Source organism: Sphingomonas sp. SRI_018 (genome assembly GCF_057586275.1).
Genome location: NZ_JBYCZO010000001.1, coordinates 583,822 through 606,475, shown reverse-complemented (window position 1 = coordinate 606,475; position 22,654 = coordinate 583,822). Strand labels below are relative to the sequence as shown.

The window sequence follows — 22,654 nt, the reverse complement described above, 5'->3', positions numbered from 1 at the left end:
TCTTTGCCTAAGCCCCGCATCCTAATCAGCCCGAGGAGAATTGCTGCTCGACCGAAACCGGCCAGATTTCCTCCTTGGCCATCGCCAGGCTCTCGCGGCAGTCGCACGCGACCCGCTCCAGGCGAGCGACGTCGAGCACTTCGATCGCGCCTCGGCTGCTGCGGATCAGTCCCTCGCGCTGCAGCTTGGCGATGCAACCGGAGACCGAGGTGCGTTGCGCCCCAAGCATCTGGGCGAGCGCCTCCTGAGTGATCGGCAGCATCCGCTCCAGGCAGCTGCGCTCGAGCGCATCGAGGATCGAGCGGCTCAGCCGCCCCTCGATCGAATGCAGCGCGTTGCAGGCCATCAGTTGCCGGGCTTCGGTCACGAGCATCTCAAGATGTTGTTCGACCGCGCGCTGGAGCCCCGGCGATGCCCGCAGCATCTCGCGATAGCGCGCGACGCCGAGACGCACTGCGGCACCTGGGATCTGGACCTCGCCGCGGGAGCGGTGGCGTCCGCTGCCAAAGGCCTCCAGAATACCCACGCCGCCATTGCACCCGACCATGCCGGTCTGGACGCTTTCGCCGGCGATGGTCTGGGTCACGATCGCCACCAGCCCCGCCAGGGGGAAATAGACCCAATCGATGAGCTGTCCGTCGCTGTGCAGCACGTCGCCTCGGCGCAGCTCCACTCGCTGGAAATGGGGAAGAAAACGCGCACGCGCAGCCGATTCCAGGGCCGCCAGCAGCGCGTTCGATCCGATCATCGTCTCCACACAATGCCTCCTGGCTGCGACGGGTCGCAGCGAACGAGGCAAGCGCTCCTTCGGGCGCCAAAGATCCGCAACCAGTCATCGCAACCGACTTACAAGTTACCCAAGTGTCTGCGATCATAACTCCGACGGAACGAACGCGGTTCCCTGCAGGCAAATAGCTAGCGGTCCGCAGACGATATTGTTCATCATGCGGCAATGTTTGAAATTATTTTACAGATAACAGATGACATACTTTAACTAGGATAAATTCATACTTATCTAATCTCATCGAAATTTATTGGCCGCTGGATACGCGACATCAGTATCTTCGCGTCGATCTTCGTCTCGCACGATTATCGGGCCCAGTGGATGCCATTGCGCCCGTCTCGCAGCTGCGCGCATTTCCGCGACGCGCTGGAATCAGGCGATCAATTCCGACAGCGCCGCCTCCACCGCCCCCGGCCGGAAGGGCTTGTTCAGCGTACCGCTCGCGCCGGGCACCGTAGCGGCCTCCCCGCTTCCGCTCGCGATCACGAACGGAATTTGCCGTTCGCGCAGGAGATCGGCGATCGAGTGGCTCGTTCGATTGCCGAGATTGACATCGAGGATGGCGGCATCGATCGCCGCCCCACGCGCGAGTGCTTCGGCTTCGCCGAGGTCGAGCGCGGGACCGATCACCGCGCAGCCAAGATCGCCGAGTATGTCTTCGAGCATCATCGCGATGAACGGCTCGTCGTCGACAACCAAGATTCGCTTGCCTGCAAACCCGCTCATCGGCCTCGCTCGACCTTGTTGATGAGGCGGCGCATCAGCGCGCCGAGCGCATCCATCGAATAGGGTTTGCGCAGCACCTCCACATCGTCCGAGCCTTCCTCGATCAGAACGTCGCTATAGCCGGTGGTCAGCACCACCGGCAGCTCGGGATGCATCCGTGCCAGCGTTCGCGCCAGTTCGAGCCCGCTCATCCCGCCGGGCATGACGATATCGCTCAGGACCAGGTCGAACGGCTCACTCGCTTCCTGCAAAGCCTGCAGCGCACTGCGGGCATCCTGGACGCGGACCGTCTCATAGCCCAGGTCGCATAGGAGCTGCGAAGCATGTTCGCCGACATTCTCATTGTCCTCGACGACAAGGATGCGGCCGCTGCCGTCGCCATCGATCGTTTCAGCTTGAGGCTCGGCTTCGGGCATGAGCTCGGCCTCGGCCGCCCTCGGCAGGTAGAGGGTGAAGGTCGCGCCTTCACCGGGCGCGCTGTCGACGCGGACATCGCCGCCCGACTGTTTGGCGAAGCCATAGACCTGGCTCAGGCCGAGCCCGGTGCCCTTGCCGACCGGCTTGGTCGTGTAGAAGGGCTCGAAGATGCGCGCGATCTGGTCTGCGGCCAGGCCGACGCCGCTGTCGGTGATGCTGACCGCGATGAATGCGCCCGCCACCGCCGGATGCCCGGGGATAGGGGGAATCTCGTCGCTGGCATCGACCCGCAGCAGGATCGAACCCTCACCGTCCATCGCGTCGCGGGCATTCACCGCCATGTTGACCAGCGCCGTCTCGAACTGGATGAGGTCGGCCTTCACGGGCGCCGGAGAAAGCCTGAAGTCGGTGTCGAGCGTGATCCGTGAGCCGACCACCGTCGCCAGCATCTCGACGATGCGACCGACATTGTCGGCTGCGTCGAACACGATCTCACGCAGCGGCTGGCGCCGCGCGAAGGCAAGCAGCTGCGCCGTCAGCTTCGCCGCGCGCTCCGCCGTCTCGGCGATCGCATTGACGTAGCGAGACCGGCGCTCTTCGCTCAGCCCGGGACGGCGCAGCGCATCGACGCCGGACATGATCACGGTCAGCAGGTTGTTGAAGTCGTGCGCGACACCGCCGGTGAGCTGTCCGATCGCCTCCATCTTCTGCGACTGCCGCAGCGCCTCCTCGACCTTTTCGCGCTCGGCCGCCTCTTCTTCGAGCCGGGTGAGCGCACGCTGCAGATCGCTGGTGCGCTCGGCCACCCGCGCTTCGAGGGCAGCCTCGACCTCCCGCTGCTCGGTGATGTCGGCATGCGTCCCGCACCAGCGGAAAATGGACCCGGTCTCGTCCCGGATCGGCGTGATACGGCAGAGGAACTCGCGGACCGCGCCGTCGTGCCGCCGCATCGGGAAGATCATCTCGAACCGCTCGCCCGTGCGCAGCGCGTGCTGCCAGCGCTCGCGGATTTCCGGAGCAGCTTGCGGATCATGGGCGGACTCCCACGCGACGCCGTCCTCCGGGCTGCCGCCGGTAAATTCGTACCACCGCTTGTTGTACCAGAAGATCGTGCCGTCGCCGTAAGCGAGCCAGCAGAGCGAGGAGATGTTGTCGGCCAGCGTGAGAAATTCGTCACGCTGGCGCTTGAGCTCGGCTTCGGCGCGGCGGCGCTCCTCGAGCTCGCGCTGCTCGGCGAGGAACAGGCGGACATTGTCGATCGCCGTCGCGGCCTGGCCGGAAACACCGACCATGATCCGCTCGGCCGCCTCGCCGAACATGTCGGGCGTCGAGTGGCCGAAGAACAGCCCCCCAAGCACCTCGCCGCTGCGCGAGGTCACCGGCACTGCAAGATAGCTGCGCACCGGCAGATGGCCTTCGGGCATGCCGGCATACGGCGCGTTCCGGCCGTAACGCGGATCGCGGGTGATGTCGCCCGAGCGCACCACCCCCTCGCCGGAAAAGGTCGGGGCGAACACCGCCGTGTTGCGCGGCATCGGGAAGGTCTCGAACTTGCTCCGCGGGGCACCCGACAGCGTGTAGAGCGTGTAGGATTCGCCCTTCTCGTCGATGACGTTGTAGAAGAACGCGCCAAACTCGGCTCCGGTCAGTGCGACCCCGGCATCGGTCACCGCCTGCACCACCCGCTCGAGGTCGAGCTCGGCGCTGAGCGTCGCCCCCAGCTCGTTGAGGATGCCGAGCGTCCGAGTTTCCTCGGCCAGCGCGCGGCGCATGCGTTGCTGCTCGGCGAGCTGCTCGCCCGCCTCGAACTGCCGCAGCCGCGCCCGGCGCGCCGAGCTGACCGCCGACACCAGCGTGGTCTGGTCGACCGGGCGTTCGATCACGGTCACGTTGCCGAGCAGCGCGATCAGCCGCCGGTCGACCATGCTGCCGCGATGCGACAGCAGCACGAACGGAAAATCCGACCAGCTCGGCTGCGCCTTCACCCATTGCTCGATCGCGGCGAGATCGGCACCAAGCAGCCCTTCCTGGGCAATGACCGCCCCGGCCGCACCGTCCAGACCATGGAGGAGGTCGTCGAACCCGCTACAGGGCCGGCTGGGAATCCCGACACCACCAAGCAGCCGCTGGATGACGGGGCCGTCCCGCCCGATCGGCGTCCAGATCAGAACCGTCGGATCATTCCCCATGCCCGACGGTCTCGCCGAGGAGGTTCGAGTCCGCACCTATATAGGTCGGCACGCCGGTCAGCACGCCCTGAAACTCGGTCAGCGCCTCGCCGACCGCAACGCCGCGCGAGCTGATCCGATATTCGCGGATCGTCTCTTCATGATGGCCGGTGCGCTTCTTGAGCACCGACAGCGCCCGTCGCAGCTTGCCGCCGGCTTCGAAGAATCGCAGCATGATGACGGCGTCGCTGAGATAGGTGAGATCGACCGGGCTCGCCATGTGCCCGACCATACCGTGCTGGGCGAGCACCAGGATCGTCACGATGCCCTGCTGGTTCAGATAGGACAGCATCTCATGCATCTGGAGCATCATGAAATGCTCCTCGGGCATGGCGTTCAGATAGCCGCTGAGGCTGTCGAGGACGACGATGCGGGCGCCGTGCCCCTCGACGGCGTCGCGGACCGTGGCGGTGAGCTCGCCCGGGGTCAATTCCGCTGGATCGATCTGGCGCAGCCTGAGCAGCCCCTGATCGAGGAACGGCATGAGGTCGAAGCCCATGCCCTGCGCGCGGCGCAGGAACACGCTGCGCACCTCGTCGAACACCAGGATCAGCGCGGGTTCGCCCCGCTTGAGCGCGGCATAGACGAACTGCATCGCAAGCGATGACTTGCCCGAGCCGGATGGGCCGATGACCAGTGTACTGGTGCCACGATCGAGACCGCCGCCGACCAGCGCATCGAGCGCCGGAACCCCGCTGCTGACGATGTCCGCCGCGAAATCGACATGATGATCGGCCGCGACCAGACGTGGATAGACGCGCAAGCCGCCGCGCTCGATCGTGAAATCATGATAGCCGCCGCGGAACTTGACCGCGCGCATCTTGATGCAGCGCAGGCGCCGGCGCTCGGCCCCGTACAGCGCCGCGACCTGCTCGAGGCGCAGCACGCCATGGCTGATGCTGTGTAGGTTGAGATCGTCCTGCTCGGAGGTCAGGTCGTCGAGCATCAGCACCGTGCAGCCCAGCTTCAGGAAGAAGTGCTTGAGCGCCAGCACCTGCCGCCGATAGCGCAGCGACCCCTGCGAGAGCAGACGGATCTCCGACAGGCTGTCGAACACCAGCCGCTTGGGCTTGACCCGCTCGACCTCGGCCATGACCATCCGGACGGTTTCGCCAAGCTCGAGCTCGGACGAGTAGAGCACCGTCTGCTGCGCATTGGGATCAAGCGACAGCTCGGGAGGAATCATCTCGAAGATTTCGATGCCGTCGAACGTCCAGCCATGGCTGGCCGCGACCGCGCAGAGCTCGGCCGTCGTCTCCGACAAGGTGACGTAGAGGCCGAGCTCTCCCCGTTTCGCGCCATCCATCAGGAACTGCAGCGCCATGCTGGTCTTGCCCGACCCGGGCTGCCCCTCGATCAGATGAACGCGATTCTCGGCATATCCACCCGCCAGAATCGGATCGAGGCCCGGCACGCCCGTCGGAATCAGGGTAGTTGGGCGGTACTCCAGTTCCATTCGGACGCATCCCTTCCTTCGCCAGGGACGCGCTATAATCAGCTATCTTCGGGAACTGTGTTCGATACCCAACAGAAGAAGGCGATTGAATTGATTACGCTGCGCCGATGCAGCAGCATTCCCGCGCCGTCCGGCCCGCTACGCGATCAGAAAACATCGTTGGACGCCGCACCATCCATCCGTTGGACCGCTGCCGCGCGCGCCTGCTCGATCGCCAGGTTCGCGGCGGCGAGCAGTCGCTGCGCCGTTTCGGTCGCCGCCGTCGGATGCAAGGCGATCGCTACCCGCGGACCGGTCATGACGACCTCGCCATTCAGCACATCCACCTTGAGCGGCTGCTCCTCCGCATTCAATGTCATGCGTATCGTGTCCGCTGCTGGCCGGTCTCCCCCACATAAAAGCATACGCTGACCGACAGTTCCGCTATCGTGAAACTTGCACCGGCGGTGATGCCGGATCTGATCCATCTTCAACAATGCGCCGGACCGTTCCCGACGCGAGCGGGGACGCGATGACCTTCAATCCCAAAAACGAGATTCTTGCCGAGATCGAACCCGCCATCGCCTTGCGGTTCGCGGCTCATATCGAACGGGTCGAGCTCGGCCGCGGCGATGTGCTCCAGGAGACCGGCGTGGAGGTGCACTGGGTCTGGTTCCCCGACGATGCGCTGATCTGCATCGCATCGGAGAGCGTCGAAGGCGAAAGCATCAGCGGCGGAATGATCGGCCGCAACGGCGCATTCGGCGCATTCGAAGCGTGCGGCAGCCGGCTCAGCTACTCGCGGGCGCTGGTGCAGATCGGCGGCACCGGCTGGCGCATCCGCGACTCGCACTATCGTGAGATGTTCGAGCAATCCGCGAACTTGCGGGTGGCGATCCACAAGCATGTCGAGGCACTGCTGGTCGAGGCGCGGCAACTCGTCGCCTGCACTGCGATCCACCGCGTCGAAAGCCGAATGTGCCGCGTTCTGCTCGACGCCTCGGCGCGCAGCCATCGCGGCAGCCACCTGACCCTCACCCAGGAAGAGCTTGCCAACATCCTCGGCGTCCAGCGCTCGACGATCGCCGTGACCTCCTCCGCGCTTCAGCGCGCCGGCCTGATCCGCAGCCGTCGCGGCAGCATCGACATTGTCGATTTCGACCGCCTCGAAGCCGCCGCCTGCTCGTGCCGCCGGACGATTGCCTATGCGCAACGGGAGATCGATCGCGCCGCCGACGACGTCTGTGAAGGATAAGAACGCGGCCCCTTCCAGCGTGGTTGTCCGCGTGCCGGTGAAGGTCAGGCTGTTCAGCATCAGCGTGTGCCCGCAGCACAGAGCACCGCCGAATATGGAGAGCCGCTCTTACTCGGCGGGCATTCGCCAACATTCTTCGGCGCGGGGTTTCGTCGGGGCGGCTTCATCCCTATATCATGATTATCGCTGGCAGGACCGACACGTAGGCGCCAGCGGCTGAGAGACCATCGCGCTCCCGCTTACATCAAGCCGGAGGCGTCCCGTGGATCTCAATTACCTTCTCTCTCGTCATCAGATTTCGCTGATGCAGGCCGATGCTGCCGGTTCCCGCGAGGCGCGCATCGCCCATCGCAGCCGTGCCAGATGCTATGCGGAGCGCGTCCGCGAGCTCCAGGACACGCTGGGCGCGACCCCGGCGCCGCCGGGGCAGGCCTGACTTGACCAAGGAGGACCTCCTCACCCTCGACGGGCTGATCGAGGAGATCCTCCCCGATGGTCGTTTCCGCGTGTTCCTCGAGAACGGCCATCGCGTCATCGTCTACACGGCAGGCAAGATGCGCAAATACCGCATCCGTACCCTCGTCGGAGACCGCGTTCAGGTCGAGATGTCGCCGTACGACATGGACAAGGGCCGGCTCGTCTACCGCGAGCGCGTGGCAAGCTCCGGCCACATCCCCAGGAGAGGACAGCGGCGATGAAGGGTGAACAACCAGTCGAGCCGCCGACCGTCGCCTCTCCGGCGCCGAAGCGAAACCCGTTTCACAACAAGGCCACAAGAGCGCGTCTTTCGCCCGAGAGCGTGGAGCGGCAGGGCCGGATCACGCTGCTTGCCTGGAATCTTCTCGGTGGCGATGCCGCGATCGCCTTTCTCAACACGCACGACGAGGCGCTCGGCGGTCGCCCGCTCGATCTCGCGATAGCCAGTGCGGCCGGTTGCGAGGCGGTCGAGCGCGCCATCTCCGCGCGCGCCGGAGCCGATTAGGATCGCCTCCTCATCATGCTGCTGACGATCTGCCACCGGACCGTTTACCGCTATGCAAGGCCGGTGACCTTGCTGCCGCACAGGATGATGCTGTGCCCGCGCGGTCAGCATGACCTGCGCCTGCTCACCACGCTGCTGAGCTGCACGCCGCCGGCGCATATCGAATGGACGCAGGACGTGTTCGGCAATCTCATCGCCACCGCCACCTTCTGGGACGAGGTGGAGACGCTGACCATCGACAGCCGCATGGTGGTCGATCAATCGGCCACGGCCTGGCCGGTCTTCAGCATCGCACCGTCGGCGCAGGAGTTCCCGTTCACCTATTCGGCCGACGAGGTGGCCGACCTTGGGTCGATGCGGGATCCTCAATATCCCCAGGCTGCCGACAGCATCCGCGATTGGATCGACACGTTCCGCGGATCCGAGCCGACCGACACCCTGACGCTGCTGAAGGAAATCAACACCGGAATCCTGGCGGAATTCGCCTATCGCGCAAGCGCTGCGGAGCGCGCCCAGTCTCCCGACGAGACGATCCATTCGGGGCACGGCTCCTGCCGCGACTTCGCGACGCTGTTCATCGAGGCGGTTCGTCAGCTCGGCTTCGGAGCACGCGCCGTTTCGGGGTATATGCAGGCCCTCGAGGCGGACGAGCACGGTGCCGGCAAGCAATATGGCGCGGCTCACGCCTGGGCGGAGGTCTATCTCCCCTGCGCCGGCTGGAGCGCGTTCGATCCGACCCACGCCCGGATGGGAGGGGCCGGCCTGATCCCCGTCGCGGTCGCCAGGACCGTCGATCAGATCCGCCCCGTGCAAGGTGGCCATACCGGCGCACCCGACGATCTCGTCGAGATGCTGGTCGACGTGAACATCACCGCCGGCACCGTGCTGGCGAGCGCCTTCGATCAACCGCAACCGGCACCAAGCTGAGGGGGACCCATGCCGATCGGAACAGTGTGCTTCTACAACGTGCGAGGGGGATTCGGCATCATTCAGCCGGACGGCGGCGGGCGCGATGCGTTCGTCCATGTCAGCGCCGTCGAAGCCTCGCAGCTCGGCTCGCTCGAATGCAACCAGCGGGTACGCTACGTCCTGCAGACCGATCTACGGGGACAGACCTGCGCGCACGATCTGCGGCCGGAGTGATGGACGAGCTTGCGCGGGCGCACGCGACGCTGCGCCGCGGCGCGGATTTCTTCGCCGCTTCGCTACGACCGTGGAACCCATCGGTCCGCCCGATACGATCCGTCACGCATCGTCTCCGGTCCAAGGTGATCGGCAACGGGTTGCGTGAGCTCGACCGGTTCCTGAACATCCTGATCGACGAAGCTGCGCGGCGACAGCGCCTCCCGACCGCGCCGCGCCAGCGCAATACCGCGAACAAGCTCCGGGGGTTCCGCAGGACAATGACGCTGCCGAACGACGATCACGAACGGCTTCTTGCGCTCGGCGGGTCCCGGGAATGCCTGTTTCACTGCGACGGCATCGCCAGACGAGCGGACGCCGGCGAAGCCGGAACGATGACCTTGGGCTGGCCTGGTGAGCGAGGCCGGCTTCGGCGCGTGCTCCTGGGCAACGCGATCGTCGTCGAGAGAGCCGATCTCGAAAACATCGGACTGTTCTATGCCCGGCTGGCGGACGACCTCATTTTCGCCGCGACCTGCGATATCGGGCGCGGCACTGGTAACGGAGGCTCTCGTGCCCCATATCCACCTCATCGCTCCGCTTCGCTCATGAGCAAGGACGCGACTGAGAGATGTTTCGTGCTCCCGCTCTGACGTGGAGCCGCATCATGCCTTCCCCAGCATTCGATTCCGTCAAGAGGCGCCTCGTCCGTGTCGTCGGCTGCGCGCCGGGCTCGCCACGAGGCGGTCGACAGCCGTTTCGGTACTCGAACCCCGCCCCTTTCGATACACGACGCGCCGTCACGAACGCGTCTCTGCAGGCTGCCTGAGATGTCGCGAGCCGTGAACATCGACGCTACCGTTGATCAAGTCGTTGCGATGTCGGCCAAGCATGGGGCTACGATCAGCGCGATCGAGGCGCTCGTTCCAAAGGGAACCCGCGTGGTCTTCGTCCGTGCCGAGGACGCAAGGGCGATCGAGCGCATCTATGCCGCACGCCTGCTCGCCGGCTCCGTGACCCGCACGCCGTTCTGGCCTCGCCCCGGGAGCTGAACTTCCAACCGCTCGAAGCTGGAAGCGGCGATGATAGCCTAGGGCATCGAACGACCTGTTCTACCGTCTCTGGAAGGAATCACCCGATGCAGCCAACGTCCGCCGTCTGCCGCGCCCGCGAGGCGCACCATCGCGCCCTTGCTGCAACTGCCGCTCTGCCGAATGCACGCAGGGTCGCGACGCTTGCCGCCGCCGCTTGGGGCAAGGAAGCGCTGCTCGCCGAAAAGCGCGAGGCGAGGGCTGCCGAAGCACGACTGCTCCGCAAATCCGCAACTATCGTGCATGCTTCGATGGACGACCGCCTCCTCAGCGAGAATCCCGACCTGGGATTTGCCGATCGCTGACGGCGTCGACGGATCGGCTAGCCGCGATCTCGCGCTGCCCTGATCCGCACGATCTTATCGAGTTCGTTCCCGGGAAAATCCTTTGGACCGGCAATGCCGACCTATCGGGAACGGTGACCGCTGAAGCCGCGCGCCTGTATATCGCAGACACCGCTGCCGGTTTCCTTTCCGACCCGCGCGCGGATGGTCAAGGGTTTCGAGGACCGACCATGACGAACGTCTGAGCGGGCGGCCGATCGTCATTCCGACCATCCTGCATGCCCAAACGACCGCCGGTATATTGCAAACGACTCTTACTTGCAGCTAAGGCCCCGCGTCATTCGCACGAAGGGGACTCTATTCCATGGCAAAGCACCGCACCGGCCGAACCGCGGGTCGGGCGTTTTCCTGCGCTCTCGTTCTCGCAAGCGTTCCGGCCTATGCCGCGGATGCCTCGTCGGAAGGTGCCGACACGCCCCAGCAGCAGGACATCGTCGTCACCGGGACGCTGGACAAGCAGGGCTATGTTCCGACCAGCACCGGTGCGGCAAAGGTCCCGATCGCGTTGAAGGATCTGCCGCAGTCGGTGTCGGTCGTGCCGGCCGCGGTGCTCCAGGATCAGCGCGCGCTCTCGCTCCAGGACGCGCTCAAGAACGTGCCCGGCGTCGGCTTTTCCCACGGCGACGGCCAGCGCGATCAGGTGACGATCCGCGGCTTCACCGCCATCGCCGACCAGTTCGTCGACGGCTTCCGCGACGACGGTCTCTATTTCCGCGACCTCTCCAACGTGGAGCGGATCGAGGTCGTCAAGGGGCCGGCGGCGGTCCTCTACGGCCGCGGCTCGTCGGGCGGCCTCATCAACCGCGTCACCAAGAAGCCCGATGTGGACATCGCCTCCGCCGCCGTCTCGGCGGGGTCGTTCGATACCTATCGCGGCGAAGTGGACATCGGCCAGTTCGACGAACGCTCGGGCGTGGGCTTCCGCCTGACCGGCGCCTATGAGGATGACGACAGCTTCCGCAGCCAGCAGTTCCTTAAGCGAGTCGCGCTGGCGCCGTCGCTTGTGCTCGGCCAGGGCAAGGACACGACCCTGCTGGTCCAGGCGGACTATCTGCTCGACCGACGGCTCACCGACTTCGGCATCCCCGCGATCAACGGACGCCCGGTCGATGTCCCGCGCTCGACCTATTACGGCGCGGCCAATGCGCGCGACGCCGACGTCAGCCGGTCGGAGGTGCTGTCGCAGTCGATCACGCTGGTGCATCGCTTTTCCGACAGCCTGAGCTTCCGCAACGGCTTCCGCCATTATCGCTTCACGCTCGACCGCCACAACACCAACGCGACCGGGGTGAACGCCGCGGCCGGCACCGTGACGCTCAGCCACGGCGGCATCGCACGCGACGAGGACGGCTGGTCGAACCAGTCCGAACTCACGCAGAAGCTGGACCTCGCCGGAACGCACCACACGTTGCTCTACGGCTTCGAGATCGCCCGGCAGGTCAAGGATGCGAAGACGTTGCAATCGCGCGTCGTCGCGGTCACCGACATCCTCGATCCGGTCCTGCCGACCGTCAACAACACCGCTTTCACGCAGCTCAGCGCCAGCACGCTGTCGACCTTCGACACGCGCGGCCTCTACGTCCAGGACCTGATCGACTTCGGCCATGGCATCAAGGCAATGTTGGGCCTGCGCCACGACTGGTTCATCCAGAAGACGGATCAGCGCCTGCCCGGCCAGCCGGACCTCGAGCGCACCGACCGCAAGTTCTCGCCTCGCGCCGGCCTGATCTTCCAGCCGGACGACAACCAGTCCTATTATGCGTCGTGGAGCCGCAGCTTTCAGCCATCCGCCGAAACCTTCGCGCTCGCCGCCAACAACGCCGATATCGCACCCGAGCAGACGACCAACAAGGAAGTCGGCGCGAAATACTCGCTGCTGGACCAGCATCTCTCGATCCAGGTTGCCGGCTTCGTCCTGCGGCGCACCGGCATCAAGGGCACCGATCCGGCCACCAACACCATCGTTCCGATCGGCACGCAGCGCACACGCGGGGTGGAGCTGTCGGCGGCGCTCGACCTGCCGTCAGGGCTGCGCGTGATCGCCGGCTATTCCTACCTCGACACGCGTGTGACGGCGTCAGCCACACCAACCTTCATCGGCAAGCGCGCGACGATCACCCCAAGGAACCAGGCCAATCTCTTCGTCACCAAGACCATCCTCAAGGATTACGGTGTCGGCGCGGGTGCGAACTACGTCGGCGACCGCTGGGCCGATCCCCAGAACACGACGGTGCTGCCGCATTATTTCACCGCCGACGCGATGGCCTGGGCCAATCTTGGCCCGGCGCGGTTCCAGATCAACGCCTATAACCTGTTCGACAAGCACTATATCGTATCGGGGCACGGTACGTCCGCATGGCTCAACCTGCCGGGTGCACCTCGGACGGTCCTCGGGACGATAAGGTTCGCCATGTAAGATAGCGGACAAGCGCCAGCCGACCGGCGCTGTCCCATGGCGACGCGCTTCGACGCCCCAACTCGACGGCAGTCCACCGCATATGAAAGTATATTTCATATGCGATAGGCCTCGACTATGCTTGATCAACCAGAACATGGAGGAGGGGCATGGGCATCACGCGCAGGCAAGCAGTTGGCGGCGTGCTCGCCGCGGGGGCTACGGCGGGTGTGTCGAAGACGGCGTCGGCCGCCTGCGGTGTCGCCACCGCGCCGGCAGGACGTGCCGCCCGGGTCGCCCTGCCCCGCGCCTTCACGCCCGACTGGGCATCGCTGACGGGCGGCTACACGGTCCCCGACTGGTTCCGCGATGCCAAGTTCGGCATCTGGGCGCATTGGGACGCGCAATGCGTGCCGGCCGCGGGCGACTGGTATGCGCGCAACATGTATGTCCAGGGGCATCCCGCCTACGAACATCACCTCCGGCACTATGGCCATCCGGCCGACGTCGGCTTCATGGAGATCCAGAACCAGTGGAAGGCCGAACGCTGGGACCCGGCACGGCTGCTCGATCTCTACCAGCGCGCCGGCGCGAAATATTTCATGGCGCTCGCCAACCACCACGACAATTTCGACTGCTACGCGTCGACCTATCATCCCTGGAACTCGACGCGGGTGGGGCCGAAGAAGGACATCGTCGGCACCTGGGAGAAGCTGGCGCGCGAGCGCGGGCTGCGCTTCGGCGTCTCCAACCATTCCGCCCATGCCTGGCACTGGAACCAGGCGGCCTATGGCTATGATCCCGAGGGACCGCGGCGCGGGCAGCGTTATGACGCGTTCCGCCTGACCAAGGCGGACGGTCGCGGCAAATGGTGGGACGGGCTCGACCCGCAGCAACTCTACACCGGGCGCGGCGCGTACATGCCCGACGGCGTCACCACCATCGCCGAGGCGAAGGCTTGGCACGAGGCCAACGACGGGCTGTGGAGCGAAGGCGTACCGGATCGGCCCGAGTTCGTGCGCAGCTGGTTCCTGCGCTGCCGCGAGCTGATCGACCGGTACCGGCCCGACCTCGTCTATTTCGACAATTTCGACCTGCCGCTCGAACAGGCGGGGCTCGACGTCACCGCCCATTTCTACAACCAGAGCATGCGCTGGAACGGCGGCCGGCTCGAAGCGGTGGTGACCGCCAAAGGCACCCCGCCGCAGCGGCGGATGGGCATCGTCGACGACGTCGAGCGCGGCGGCAAGACCTATATCGAGACCTATCCCTGGCAGACCGACACCTGCATCGGCGACTGGCATTACAGCCGCAAGGTCTATGAAGAGGACGGCTACAAGTCGGCGCAGACCGTGATCCACACCCTTTGCGACGTCGTGTCGAAGAACGGCAATCTGATGCTCAGCATCCCCATACGTGGCGACGGCACCATCGACGACAAGGAGGAGCGGATCCTCGAAGGGCTTGCCGCCTGGATGCAGCCCTATGGCGATGCGATCTACGGCAGCCGTCCCTGGCGCCTCCACGGCGAAGGGCCGGCGGGCGGCGGCGGCGGCAATTTCTCCGAAGGCGGCCCGAAGTCGCGCTTCGGCGCCAGGGACGTGCGCTATGTCGTCAAGGACGGCAATCTCCACGCACTGGTGCTCGGCTGGCCCGAGGACGGGATCGCACGGATGGAGCTGCTCGGCGCCGGTAATCCCGTCGGTCGGGGCGAAGTCGCCCGCGTGACGCTGCCGGGCGATGCCAGTCCCCTGCCCTTCACGCGCAAGCAAGGCGCGCTCGAGGTGCGCCTGCCGGATGCGCGCCGTAACGAGATCGGCATCGCGCTGGTGATCAGTGGCCCCGGCCTCGTGGCCTGAGAAACCCGACGGGCCGCTGTCGACCCGGCGACAGTCATCTCCCCCGACGGAACAGCCGGTCCGCCCTTATCGATTGCGGTGAGCCGCCGAGCGCATCAACGCCAGGGCCTCATTCACGTCCGCCGGAGCGGCTCCACGATCGCGGCGATATCTCGATGCCCTTCCCCTGCGGCATCCGCCTCCAGGAACCGCTGCCGTGCGGCCTCCGCGATGGAGGACCGGATGCCGGCAGAGGCCATGGTCTGCGCGGCATAGCCCAAGTCCTTGGCCATCAACGGCACAAGGAAATGAGGGGCATAGTCGTGGTCGAGCATCCGGCGGCCAACCGCCTTCACCATCGGACTGGCCGGCGCGCCGTCGGTCAGAATGGACATGGCCTGTTCGACATCCAGCCCTCGCTTCTCGAACAAGGCAACCGCCTCGGCCAAGGAGGCCGCCTGGACTCCGCAGAGATAATTGTTCGCCAACTTGACGGTCGCCGCGCTGCCGACCGGTCCCAGATGGACGAGCGCGCTGCCCATCGCGTCGAAGACGCCGCGCGCCGCGGCGACGACATCGGCCTCCCCACCGACGAGGAACCGGAGCGCGCCCTGCGCTGCCTGGTCGCGGCTGCCGGTCACCGGCGCCTCGAGAAAGCGGACGCCGCGCGCGGATGCCGCCTGCGCGAGGTCCGCGATCCAGGCGCCGGTCAGGGTGCTGGATTCGATCGCGATCGCACCCGGTGCCATCGCCGCCAGTGCCCCACCCTCGCCCATCCAGACCGCGCGCGAGACGCTGTCGTCGGCAAGCATGGCGACGACGATTGCGGCATCCGCCACCGCCTCGGCCGGCGTGGCGGCGGCGCGTGCGCCGGCCTGCGTCAAGGGTGCCGCCTTTCCGGGACTGCGGTTCCACACCGTAACGTCGAAGCCGGCCGCCAGCAGCTGCCGCGCCATACCCGAGCCCATGATGCCCAGACCCAGGACCGCTATTTTTTCCTTGGTCATCCGATCACCTTGAAACGCGAGAGGGCGGCTTCGTCGATCTCGAGGCCCAGGCCCGGCAGATCGTCGTCCAGATCGATATGACCGTCCACCGCCTGCGGCTCCCCCTTGAAGATATACCAGAACAGCTCGTTGCCGACCTCCACGTCGACCATCGGGAAATATTCCGCGATCGGCGAATTCAGGCTGGCCATCACGACATGATAATTGTGCATCTGACCCGCGTGAGGGACAACGGGGATGGAATAGGCCTCGGCCAGCGCCTGGATCTTGCGCGCGGCGGTGATGCCGCCCACCCGGTTGGTGTCGAACTGGAAATAGTCGAGCGCTTTCGCCTCGATCATCTGGCGGAAGCCGTAGCTGGTGAACTCGTGCTCGCCCGCCGCGATCGGCGTGGTGCCGAAACGGCGCAGCTCATGATAGCCGTTGATGTCGTCGGGGATGATCGCCTCTTCGAGCCAGCGGAGATTATACGGCTCGATGAGGCGCATCATCCGCTTCGCATAGTCGAGGCTCCAGCCCATATAGGCGTCGGCCATGACGTCGATCTCGTCGCCCACGGCCTCCCGCACGGTGCGGATCAGCTCGACGTTGCGGGCCATGCCGTCCGCGCCGTCGACCGGCCCCCAGCCGAAACGCAGCTTCATCGCCTTGTAGCCCTGGGCCTTGTAGCGGGCGGCCTCCTCGGCCAGCGCATCGAGCGGGATCGAATAGAGGCGGCTGGCGTAGACGGGGATCTTCGCCTTGGTCCGGCCGCCCAGCAGGCGATAGCAGGGCTGTTTCGCCGCCTTGCCCATCAGGTCCCAGATGGCGATGTCGAGCGCGGAGATGGCGACCATCGCCACGCCCTTGCGCCCGAAGGCCATCGTCTTGCGGTACATGTGCTGCCACAGGAACTCGCTGTCCCACGGGTTCTGCCCGATCAGCAGCGGAGCGAGGTGAAGGTCGATCAGCTGCTTCGTCACCAGCGGGGCGAGCGCCGCGTTGCCGATGCCGACGAGGCCCTGGTCGGTGAAGATCTCCACGATCAGCCAGCCATGGAAGGTGAAGGTCCCCATCGTCTCGCGCGTCAGCAGCGGCGAGACGAGATCCATCGGATTGGTGCAGAAATGCGGCGGCAACGGCACGGTATCGCCTTCCCACTGGACGACGCGCGTACGGATCTCGGTGATCTTCAAGGCAGGACCTTTCCGGTGAAATCGAGTTGCGAAATGCGAGGAATGGCAAGGCAGATGAGCGCGAAGGCGGCGACGTGCAGGCTGGCGGCGACGACCAGCACCGGCGCATAGCCAAGCCCGATGTCGAGCGCCCATCCCGCCGCCTGCCCCATGACGATGCCGCCGAACGCGCCGCCCAGGCCGACCAGCCCGGCCAGGCGGCCCAATGCGCTGCGCGGCACGAGATCGGTCGGCAGCGTCATGACGAGGGTGGACCAGCTCTGCTGGCCGAAGAAGGCGAGGCTGAAGATGGCGATCACCGCGGCGACGGAAGCGGTGGCGGGCGCCAGCATCACCCAGGGCATGCAGGCGGCGCTGAGCCCAAGCGCGATCTTGCGCGCGGCGTCGACCGACCAGCCGGAGGAAAGCAGACGGCTGGACAGCCAGCCGCCGCACAGGCTGCCCACGCCCGAGGCCGCATAGGGTATCCAGCCGATCGTCGCCGCCTGCTTCAGGTCGAAGCCATGGGCCTCGAACAGATATTTGGGCAGCCAGAAGAGATAGAAATACCAAGCGCCGTCGCTCAGGAACTTGGCGCCGACGATGCCGAGCACCTCGCGGCGCGATAGAAGCGAAGCGACCGTCAGCCCCGGCCCGTCGGTCAGGCCGTCACCCGCGTCCTCTCCCGGCGGCGTGCGATAGGTCAGGAACCACCAGAGCGCCCAGGCGAGGCCGAGGCAGCCGGTGATGAAGAAGACCCACCGCCAGCTCGCCAGATCGAACCAATGGCCATAGGCCAGGATGCCGGCGATCAGCGGCGGCGCGGCCACGGCGCCCAGCGCCGTCCCGGCATTGACCAGCCCCATCGCGGCCGACCGATGCCGCGGCGCGAACCATTCGGCGATGGCGCGGGTCGCGGCCGGGAAGCCCCCGCCCTCCCCTACGCCCAGGGCCAGACGGCTGACGACCAGCGCCGCGATACCGCCCGCCAGACCGTGGCTGGCGCAGGCGAGCGACCAGAAGATCATGATCGCCAGGAAACCGGCCCGCGTCCCCACCCGGTCCAGCAGCCAGCCGCCCCCCAGGTACATGAGGCCATAGGTCGCGAGGAACGCGGAATCGAGGAGCGCTTTCGTCTGGTTGCCGATCGGGATGTCGGCCTCGATATGCTTGATCGCCCAGGGCAGGGTCTGGCGATCGAGGTAGCTGATGGCGATGGCGACGGTGATCATCGCCGCGATCGCCCAGCGCCCCGCGTGCAGCCGCTCTCCTGCCTCGTTCCGCGTCATCGCGCCGCGTATCCGCTTACTTCGCGTCGAGCATCAGCAGGGCGACGCCCTGACGCGGCAGGCGCAGATCGACCGTCGCTGCCCCCCGCGCGCCGCCGGTCACGGCGACATCTTCCGCCTGCATGCGCGACGCGGCTTCGAGCTGCGCATATTGATCCTGGTTGGGCGATTGGGGCGACCCCATCTTCTTCCAGGCAGTGAAGGCGTTGGCATGGTCGCCGTCGACACGCCACAGCGTCGCGGCGGCGGGTACGGCCTTGAGGCCCTTCAGGTTGATCCTCACGCGTGCGTCCGGCCCCGCGACATCGTCGTCATGATAGTGCCAGAGCAGCAGCGCGACCTTGCCGTCCGCCGTGCGCGTGGCGATCGACCCGATGTCCGCCTCGCCCTGAATGCCGTTCGCCATCGCCTGATCGAGCGGAATCTGGGCGCCGTTGGTGGTCGCGAGCTTCGTTTCGCCCAGCCGGGCGAACATGCGGAAGACATTGAGCACCGGCAAGTCCACACCGTTGGTGGACAGTTGGCGATAGCCCGCGAACCATGGCTGATCCTCGAACTCGAAGGACCAGGATAGGACACCTTCCAGATTGACCTTCCGCCGCTCCGCCAGTTCCCAAATGCGCGCGAAGCTGGCCGCGGTGTAGCTCGAATACATGGTGCCGTTGCGATAGGCGTTCTGCGGTCCCGGACAGGCGGCGCAGCCCTCCGGGTCGCTTTCGCCGATGACTACCGGCTTGGTCGCCAGCGACGGGATCGACAGCACCTTGGTGAAGCCGCGATCCGCCTCCTGCAAATGGGTGGCGATCCCCATGCGAACATGGCCGTCGACGAAGACAGGCCTGCCCTTGGCGTGGAAGGACAGGAAGTCCGTGGGCGTGCCGGTCCGGCCCGTCGCATAGTTTTTCCCAGACGACACATGTTTCAGGAAGCCGTCCATGAAGGCGCCGCCCGCCCCGGCGACGTCCGGTCCTCCGACCCGTGCGGTCGGCAGCGCGCGGCGCACCGCATCGACCGCATAGTCATGCAGCTTGTAGAATTCCTCCGGCGTCCCCTTCCAGTAGGACGATCCGTTAGGTTCGTTCCAGACCTCGAAATACCACCGTTCGACCTCGGCCCGGCCATAGCGCTCGATATTGTGGAGCGTCCATTGATAGACGAGCTCGCCCCACTTGGCGTAATCCTTCGGCGGATAGTTCCAGCCGCCCTCGATCAGATTATAGGAAAAGCCCGGTCGCCAGCTATGCTGATAGGGCGTCCCGGCCGGCGCGCTCGACATGGCCTCCGGCATGAAGCCGATCTGCAGATAGGGCCGCACTCCGCGCGCAAGGTAGGTGTCGATGATGCCGTCCAGCACCCTCCAGTCGTAGACCGGCTTGCCGTCCTTCGTTTCCGTATAGGCGTTGCTGCTGCCCCATTTGAACGCGGGGGTGCCGTCGCCGCTGCTCAACAGATTATGAGCACGAAAGAAGACCTCGCCCTTCTTCAACTCCCCCAGTTCGACCAGCAATTTGCGGCCGTCCTTCATCGTCGCATAGTTCGGCTCGTCCGCGCCGAAGAAGCGCCAGACGGGCGGCAGCTCGCCTGCCGGCTTGCTCGCGTCCACGCTGATCGCAACCTGTCGTTCCTCTTGCGCCTGCGCCATCTGCGGCAGCGCCATCAGCGCCGACAAGGAGGCGATCACCCGCGAAATCATCATGGCATATCCTCTCGAAACTGGCATGGCGGTCATTAGAGTTTCGCCCGGAACCCGAAGGCAAAGGTGCGTGTGTAGAGAACCGTATCGCGCGGGAAGAGACGGGGATCGTTGAACGAAGTCTGGTAGAGATTCTTCAGCACATTGGTCGCATCGAACACGACGGTGAATTTGGGATTGATCTCGTAAGAGAAGGACAGGTCGAGGTTGCTGATCTGCCCGTTGGTGATGAAATTGGGGTTGACCCCGGTGAAATGCAGGCCGCCATTATACTTGTCGCGCCAGACGTAGGAGGCGCGGCCGGAAAAGCCGCCCTTTTCGTAGATCAGCGTGCCCGTGGCGGAATATTTTGAGACATTCTGGAACGGTATGTCCATGTAGCCGGTGACGCCCGGCAGCGGCGACAAGGCGGTGTTCTTGCCGTCGATATAGGTGCCGTTCGCACTGACGCCCACGCCGTCCAGCCAGGTCGGCAACCCCTTGGGAAAGACGGTGAAGCCGCCCTCTATGCCCTGCAGCCGGCCCGAGCCGGAGTTTTCCGGACGGGTGATCTGATAGACGCCATTGTCGGCGCCCAGATAGTCGATGTCGAAATTGCTGGTGACCGACTGGATGAAGCCGGTGACGTCGCGGCGGAAGATCGTCGCGGTGATCGAGCTGGAGCGGTCGATATACCATTCGAGCGACAGGTCGTAATTGTCCGACCGGATCGGCTTCAGATCGGCATTCCCGCTGGTGCCCCGGCCGAAAGGCTGCTGCCCCGGTATCGGCGGCGTCAAGGTGAGCGCCGGATTGAGCTGGGCGAAGCTTGGCCGAGTGATGGTCTTGCTGGCGGCAAGGCGCAGGAACAGATTGTCCTTCAGCTTGTAGCGTAGCGCCAGGCTGGGCAGCACGTCGGTGCTCTTGTTGCGGATGGTGACCGGCGAGGTCGCGCCGCGCAGCACCAGGAAGGCGCTGGAGGTGATGTCGGTGCGGATGACGCGCACGCCCATCTGTCCGTCCAACCGGCCGGCCTCGATATTGGCCTGCCCATAGCCGGCGTAATTCTTCTCGGTGATGTCGAAATGCTGGGTATCCTGGAAAGCGGGATCGTCCGGCGCCAGGCCGAACAGCTGGCGCAGCGTACCGATGTCGTTCAGCAGATAATCGGTGGCAGGCGTCGCCCATCGGCGCATGTATGGCCGCGTGCCCGCGTAGAAATCACCCGGCGTCACCGTCATCAGCCCCGGCAGGCTGGCCGCCTTGATATCATAGCATTTGACCGCGCCGGTCGGGGAACAGTTCACGGTCTGGGTGAAGCTGTCCGACTTCGCGTCGCGCTTGCTGAGGCGGACTCCGGCATCCAGGCCGGAGAAGATCAGGAAAGGCGAGCGGTAGGACAGGTCGCCGCGCCAGGCCAGCTCCGTGCCGTCGCCGATCGTCCGTGTGGTCGACAGGCGCGAGAGATAATAGCGCGACGGATCGGCGGGATCGTCGTTGGGCAAGGTGAAGTGGGGCGTCCCCGATCCGTCGTTGAACACGGCATCGGTACGGGACGCGATGAAGTCCACATCCAGATTATTGCCGATGTCGGTCGCCTTCGATCGTGTGTAGGAAAACTCGGTCGCAGCCTTCCAGTCGCCGGCCTCCCAGTCGGCGCCAAGCGCGCCCTGCCAGCGGTCAGCCTTGTTCTTGTAGGCGTTACCGAAATTGGCGACGCGGCCGTTGGCGATGCTGAGCGATTCGACCAGCTTGGTGTCGCCCACGAATTGCAGCGGCGACAGTAGCGTGCCGTTCATCGACGTGAAATTCTGGTTGCCGTTGCCGCGCTCGCGATAGCCGTAGAACAGGCCGTCGGCATGGATCGTCAGCCGGTCGTCGGGCGCCCATTGCAGCGTGGCGTTGACCGCCGGACGCGTGCGCGTACCGATCCGGTCGAAGGCGCCGATCACATCCGTACGGAACACCCGGGGATCGATTGGACTGCTACCCCGCGGGTCGAGCGGCACGCCGGGCGTATAAGGCGCGCGGCTATTGTCCGGATTATAGCCGAAATAGCCGCCGCTAAAGATGGTCTCGTCCCGATATCGGGTCTTGTGATAGGATACGCTCACCAGCGCGCCGATCTCGCCGATGCCGGTCGACCAGCGGTTGCTGATAAGCGCGCTGACATAGGGATCGATCTTGTCGGGCTGCTCGCTGTAGACTTGGCGGCCCGCCAGCGCGACTTCAAACCCCTTGAAATCGAAAGGACGCCGGGTGCGGACGTTGATGAGGCCGGCAATGCCGCCTTCCAATTGGTCGGCCGAGCGCGATTTGTAGACATCCACGCCCGACACCAGATCCGCCGGCACATCCGCGAGCGAAAGAGAGCGGCCGGTCGTGCTGAAGATGTTGCGGCCGTTGATCAGGGTCACCACGTCCGGCAGGCCGCGGATCAGCACCGTGGCGGACTCGCCACGGGCGCGGGGCGACACCTGGATGCCCGGCACGCGCTGCAGCGCTTCGACCACATTATTGTCCGGCAGCTTGCCGATATCCTCCGCCACGACGGAATCTACCAGCTGCCGGGCATTGCGTTTGATGTTCTGGGCAGAGGACAGGCTGGCGCGCATGCCGGTGACGACGATGTCGTCGGCGCTCACCGCGGCAGGCTCCTGCGCCTCCTTGTCCGCCGTAGCCTGAGGCTCGACATCCTGCGCCTGTGCGACGGCGGCCTGCGCGAACAGAAGCGCGACGGCCGATATATGATGCGGCTTGAACCCGGATTTCATGTCTCCCTCCCCTCAAGTTTTTCTATTTCTCATACCAGATGAGCCGATTCTCAGCGCAATTCAAGCCAGAATCCTTCATTTTGGCCCATACCGCGCGGAAATGGGCATTTTTTCTCATACTAGATCGACTCCTGCGCAAAG

The 22,654-nt window shown here is 65.4% G+C and carries 21 protein-coding genes; 11 read left to right on the top strand and 10 right to left on the bottom strand.

All coding sequences use genetic code 11. The features are described 5' to 3' along the window. Positions 1 to 25: 25 nt before the first annotated feature. The 5 genes from AC2YHA_RS02730 to AC2YHA_RS02710 form a co-directional block, all read right to left on the bottom strand. Positions 26 to 748 (bottom strand): Crp/Fnr family transcriptional regulator, encoded by a 723-nt coding sequence (locus AC2YHA_RS02730; RefSeq protein WP_233786592.1) that lies wholly within the window; start codon positions 746 to 748, stop codon positions 26 to 28. Positions 749 to 1,156: 408 nt separating this feature from the next. Further along, positions 1,157 to 1,483 (bottom strand): response regulator, encoded by a 327-nt coding sequence (locus AC2YHA_RS02725; RefSeq protein ID WP_487400279.1) that lies wholly within the window; start codon positions 1,481 to 1,483, stop codon positions 1,157 to 1,159. A 23-nt stretch (positions 1,484 to 1,506) separates the two neighbouring features. Continuing rightward, entirely contained in the window at positions 1,507 to 4,116 is a 2,610-nt protein-coding gene (locus AC2YHA_RS02720) for an ATP-binding protein (RefSeq protein WP_487400278.1), read from the bottom strand. Beyond that, positions 4,106 to 5,611: an ATPase domain-containing protein gene (locus AC2YHA_RS02715; RefSeq protein WP_487400277.1), complete on the bottom strand. Its 1,506-nt coding sequence runs from the start codon at positions 5,609 to 5,611 to the stop codon at positions 4,106 to 4,108. The genes AC2YHA_RS02720 and AC2YHA_RS02715 overlap by 11 nt, the downstream gene beginning before the upstream one ends. A 146-nt stretch (positions 5,612 to 5,757) precedes the next feature. Next, positions 5,758 to 6,078, bottom strand: coding sequence for a hypothetical protein (locus tag AC2YHA_RS02710; RefSeq protein WP_233782995.1), 321 nt, complete (start codon positions 6,076 to 6,078; stop codon positions 5,758 to 5,760). 8 nt (positions 6,079 to 6,086) lie between these two features. Here AC2YHA_RS02710 and AC2YHA_RS02705 point away from each other — a divergent pair, with 8 nt between their 5' ends. From AC2YHA_RS02705 to AC2YHA_RS02655, 11 genes are all read left to right on the top strand, one after another. Further along, positions 6,087 to 6,845: a Crp/Fnr family transcriptional regulator gene (locus tag AC2YHA_RS02705; protein ID WP_487400276.1), complete on the top strand. Its 759-nt coding sequence runs from the start codon at positions 6,087 to 6,089 to the stop codon at positions 6,843 to 6,845. A gap of 304 nt (positions 6,846 to 7,149) precedes the next feature. Further along, positions 7,150 to 7,281 carry a hypothetical protein gene (locus AC2YHA_RS02700; protein ID WP_264757852.1) on the top strand — a complete coding sequence of 44 codons (132 nt, stop codon included), beginning with the start codon at positions 7,150 to 7,152 and terminating at the stop codon, positions 7,279 to 7,281. A gap of 1 nt (position 7,282) precedes the next feature. Next, positions 7,283 to 7,543: a translation initiation factor IF-1 gene (infA, locus tag AC2YHA_RS02695; RefSeq protein WP_233782997.1), complete on the top strand. Its 261-nt coding sequence runs from the start codon at positions 7,283 to 7,285 to the stop codon at positions 7,541 to 7,543. Beyond that, on the top strand, positions 7,540 to 7,827 hold the full coding sequence (locus AC2YHA_RS02690) for an antitoxin Xre/MbcA/ParS toxin-binding domain-containing protein (protein ID WP_233782998.1): 288 nt from the start codon (positions 7,540 to 7,542) through the stop codon (positions 7,825 to 7,827). The genes infA and AC2YHA_RS02690 overlap by 4 nt, the downstream gene beginning before the upstream one ends. A 15-nt stretch (positions 7,828 to 7,842) precedes the next feature. Further along, entirely contained in the window at positions 7,843 to 8,754 is a 912-nt protein-coding gene (locus AC2YHA_RS02685) for a transglutaminase family protein (protein ID WP_233782999.1), read from the top strand. Between the two features lie 9 nt (positions 8,755 to 8,763). Beyond that, positions 8,764 to 8,970, top strand: coding sequence for a cold-shock protein (locus tag AC2YHA_RS02680; protein WP_233783000.1), 207 nt, complete (start codon positions 8,764 to 8,766; stop codon positions 8,968 to 8,970). Beyond that, the gene (locus tag AC2YHA_RS02675) at positions 8,970 to 9,602 is read left to right on the top strand and encodes a hypothetical protein (protein ID WP_487400275.1); all 633 of its coding nucleotides are present in this window, start codon (positions 8,970 to 8,972) and stop codon (positions 9,600 to 9,602) included. The genes AC2YHA_RS02680 and AC2YHA_RS02675 overlap by 1 nt, the downstream gene beginning before the upstream one ends. A 225-nt stretch (positions 9,603 to 9,827) precedes the next feature. Next, positions 9,828 to 10,001: a hypothetical protein gene (locus AC2YHA_RS02670; protein ID WP_233783002.1), complete on the top strand. Its 174-nt coding sequence runs from the start codon at positions 9,828 to 9,830 to the stop codon at positions 9,999 to 10,001. Between the two features lie 86 nt (positions 10,002 to 10,087). Beyond that, the gene (locus AC2YHA_RS02665) at positions 10,088 to 10,345 is read left to right on the top strand and encodes a hypothetical protein (protein WP_233783003.1); all 258 of its coding nucleotides are present in this window, start codon (positions 10,088 to 10,090) and stop codon (positions 10,343 to 10,345) included. Between the two features lie 343 nt (positions 10,346 to 10,688). Beyond that, positions 10,689 to 12,800, top strand: a complete 2,112-nt coding sequence (locus AC2YHA_RS02660) for a TonB-dependent receptor (protein ID WP_487400274.1) — start codon at positions 10,689 to 10,691, stop codon at positions 12,798 to 12,800. A gap of 149 nt (positions 12,801 to 12,949) precedes the next feature. After that, complete coding sequence (locus AC2YHA_RS02655; protein WP_487400273.1) at positions 12,950 to 14,638, top strand: alpha-L-fucosidase; 1,689 nt, start codon at positions 12,950 to 12,952, stop codon at positions 14,636 to 14,638. Between the two features lie 113 nt (positions 14,639 to 14,751). On the opposite strand, the gene AC2YHA_RS02650 is transcribed toward AC2YHA_RS02655, so the two are convergent. Genes AC2YHA_RS02650 through AC2YHA_RS02630 form a run of 5 tightly spaced genes read right to left on the bottom strand, consistent with a single transcriptional unit; the run spans position 14,752 to position 22,513 of the window. Beyond that, positions 14,752 to 15,624 (bottom strand): NAD(P)-dependent oxidoreductase, encoded by an 873-nt coding sequence (locus AC2YHA_RS02650; protein WP_487400272.1) that lies wholly within the window; start codon positions 15,622 to 15,624, stop codon positions 14,752 to 14,754. Continuing rightward, positions 15,621 to 16,799, bottom strand: coding sequence for an L-rhamnonate dehydratase (locus AC2YHA_RS02645; RefSeq protein ID WP_487400271.1), 1,179 nt, complete (start codon positions 16,797 to 16,799; stop codon positions 15,621 to 15,623). The genes AC2YHA_RS02650 and AC2YHA_RS02645 overlap by 4 nt, the downstream gene beginning before the upstream one ends. Further along, entirely contained in the window at positions 16,796 to 18,067 is a 1,272-nt protein-coding gene (locus AC2YHA_RS02640) for an MFS transporter (RefSeq protein WP_487400270.1), read from the bottom strand. The genes AC2YHA_RS02645 and AC2YHA_RS02640 overlap by 4 nt, the downstream gene beginning before the upstream one ends. Before the next feature lie 16 nt (positions 18,068 to 18,083). After that, the gene (locus AC2YHA_RS02635) at positions 18,084 to 19,763 is read right to left on the bottom strand and encodes a GH39 family glycosyl hydrolase (RefSeq protein ID WP_487400269.1); all 1,680 of its coding nucleotides are present in this window, start codon (positions 19,761 to 19,763) and stop codon (positions 18,084 to 18,086) included. A gap of 32 nt (positions 19,764 to 19,795) precedes the next feature. Further along, on the bottom strand, positions 19,796 to 22,513 hold the full coding sequence (locus tag AC2YHA_RS02630) for a TonB-dependent receptor (protein ID WP_487400268.1): 2,718 nt from the start codon (positions 22,511 to 22,513) through the stop codon (positions 19,796 to 19,798). Positions 22,514 to 22,654: the final 141 nt, after the last annotated feature.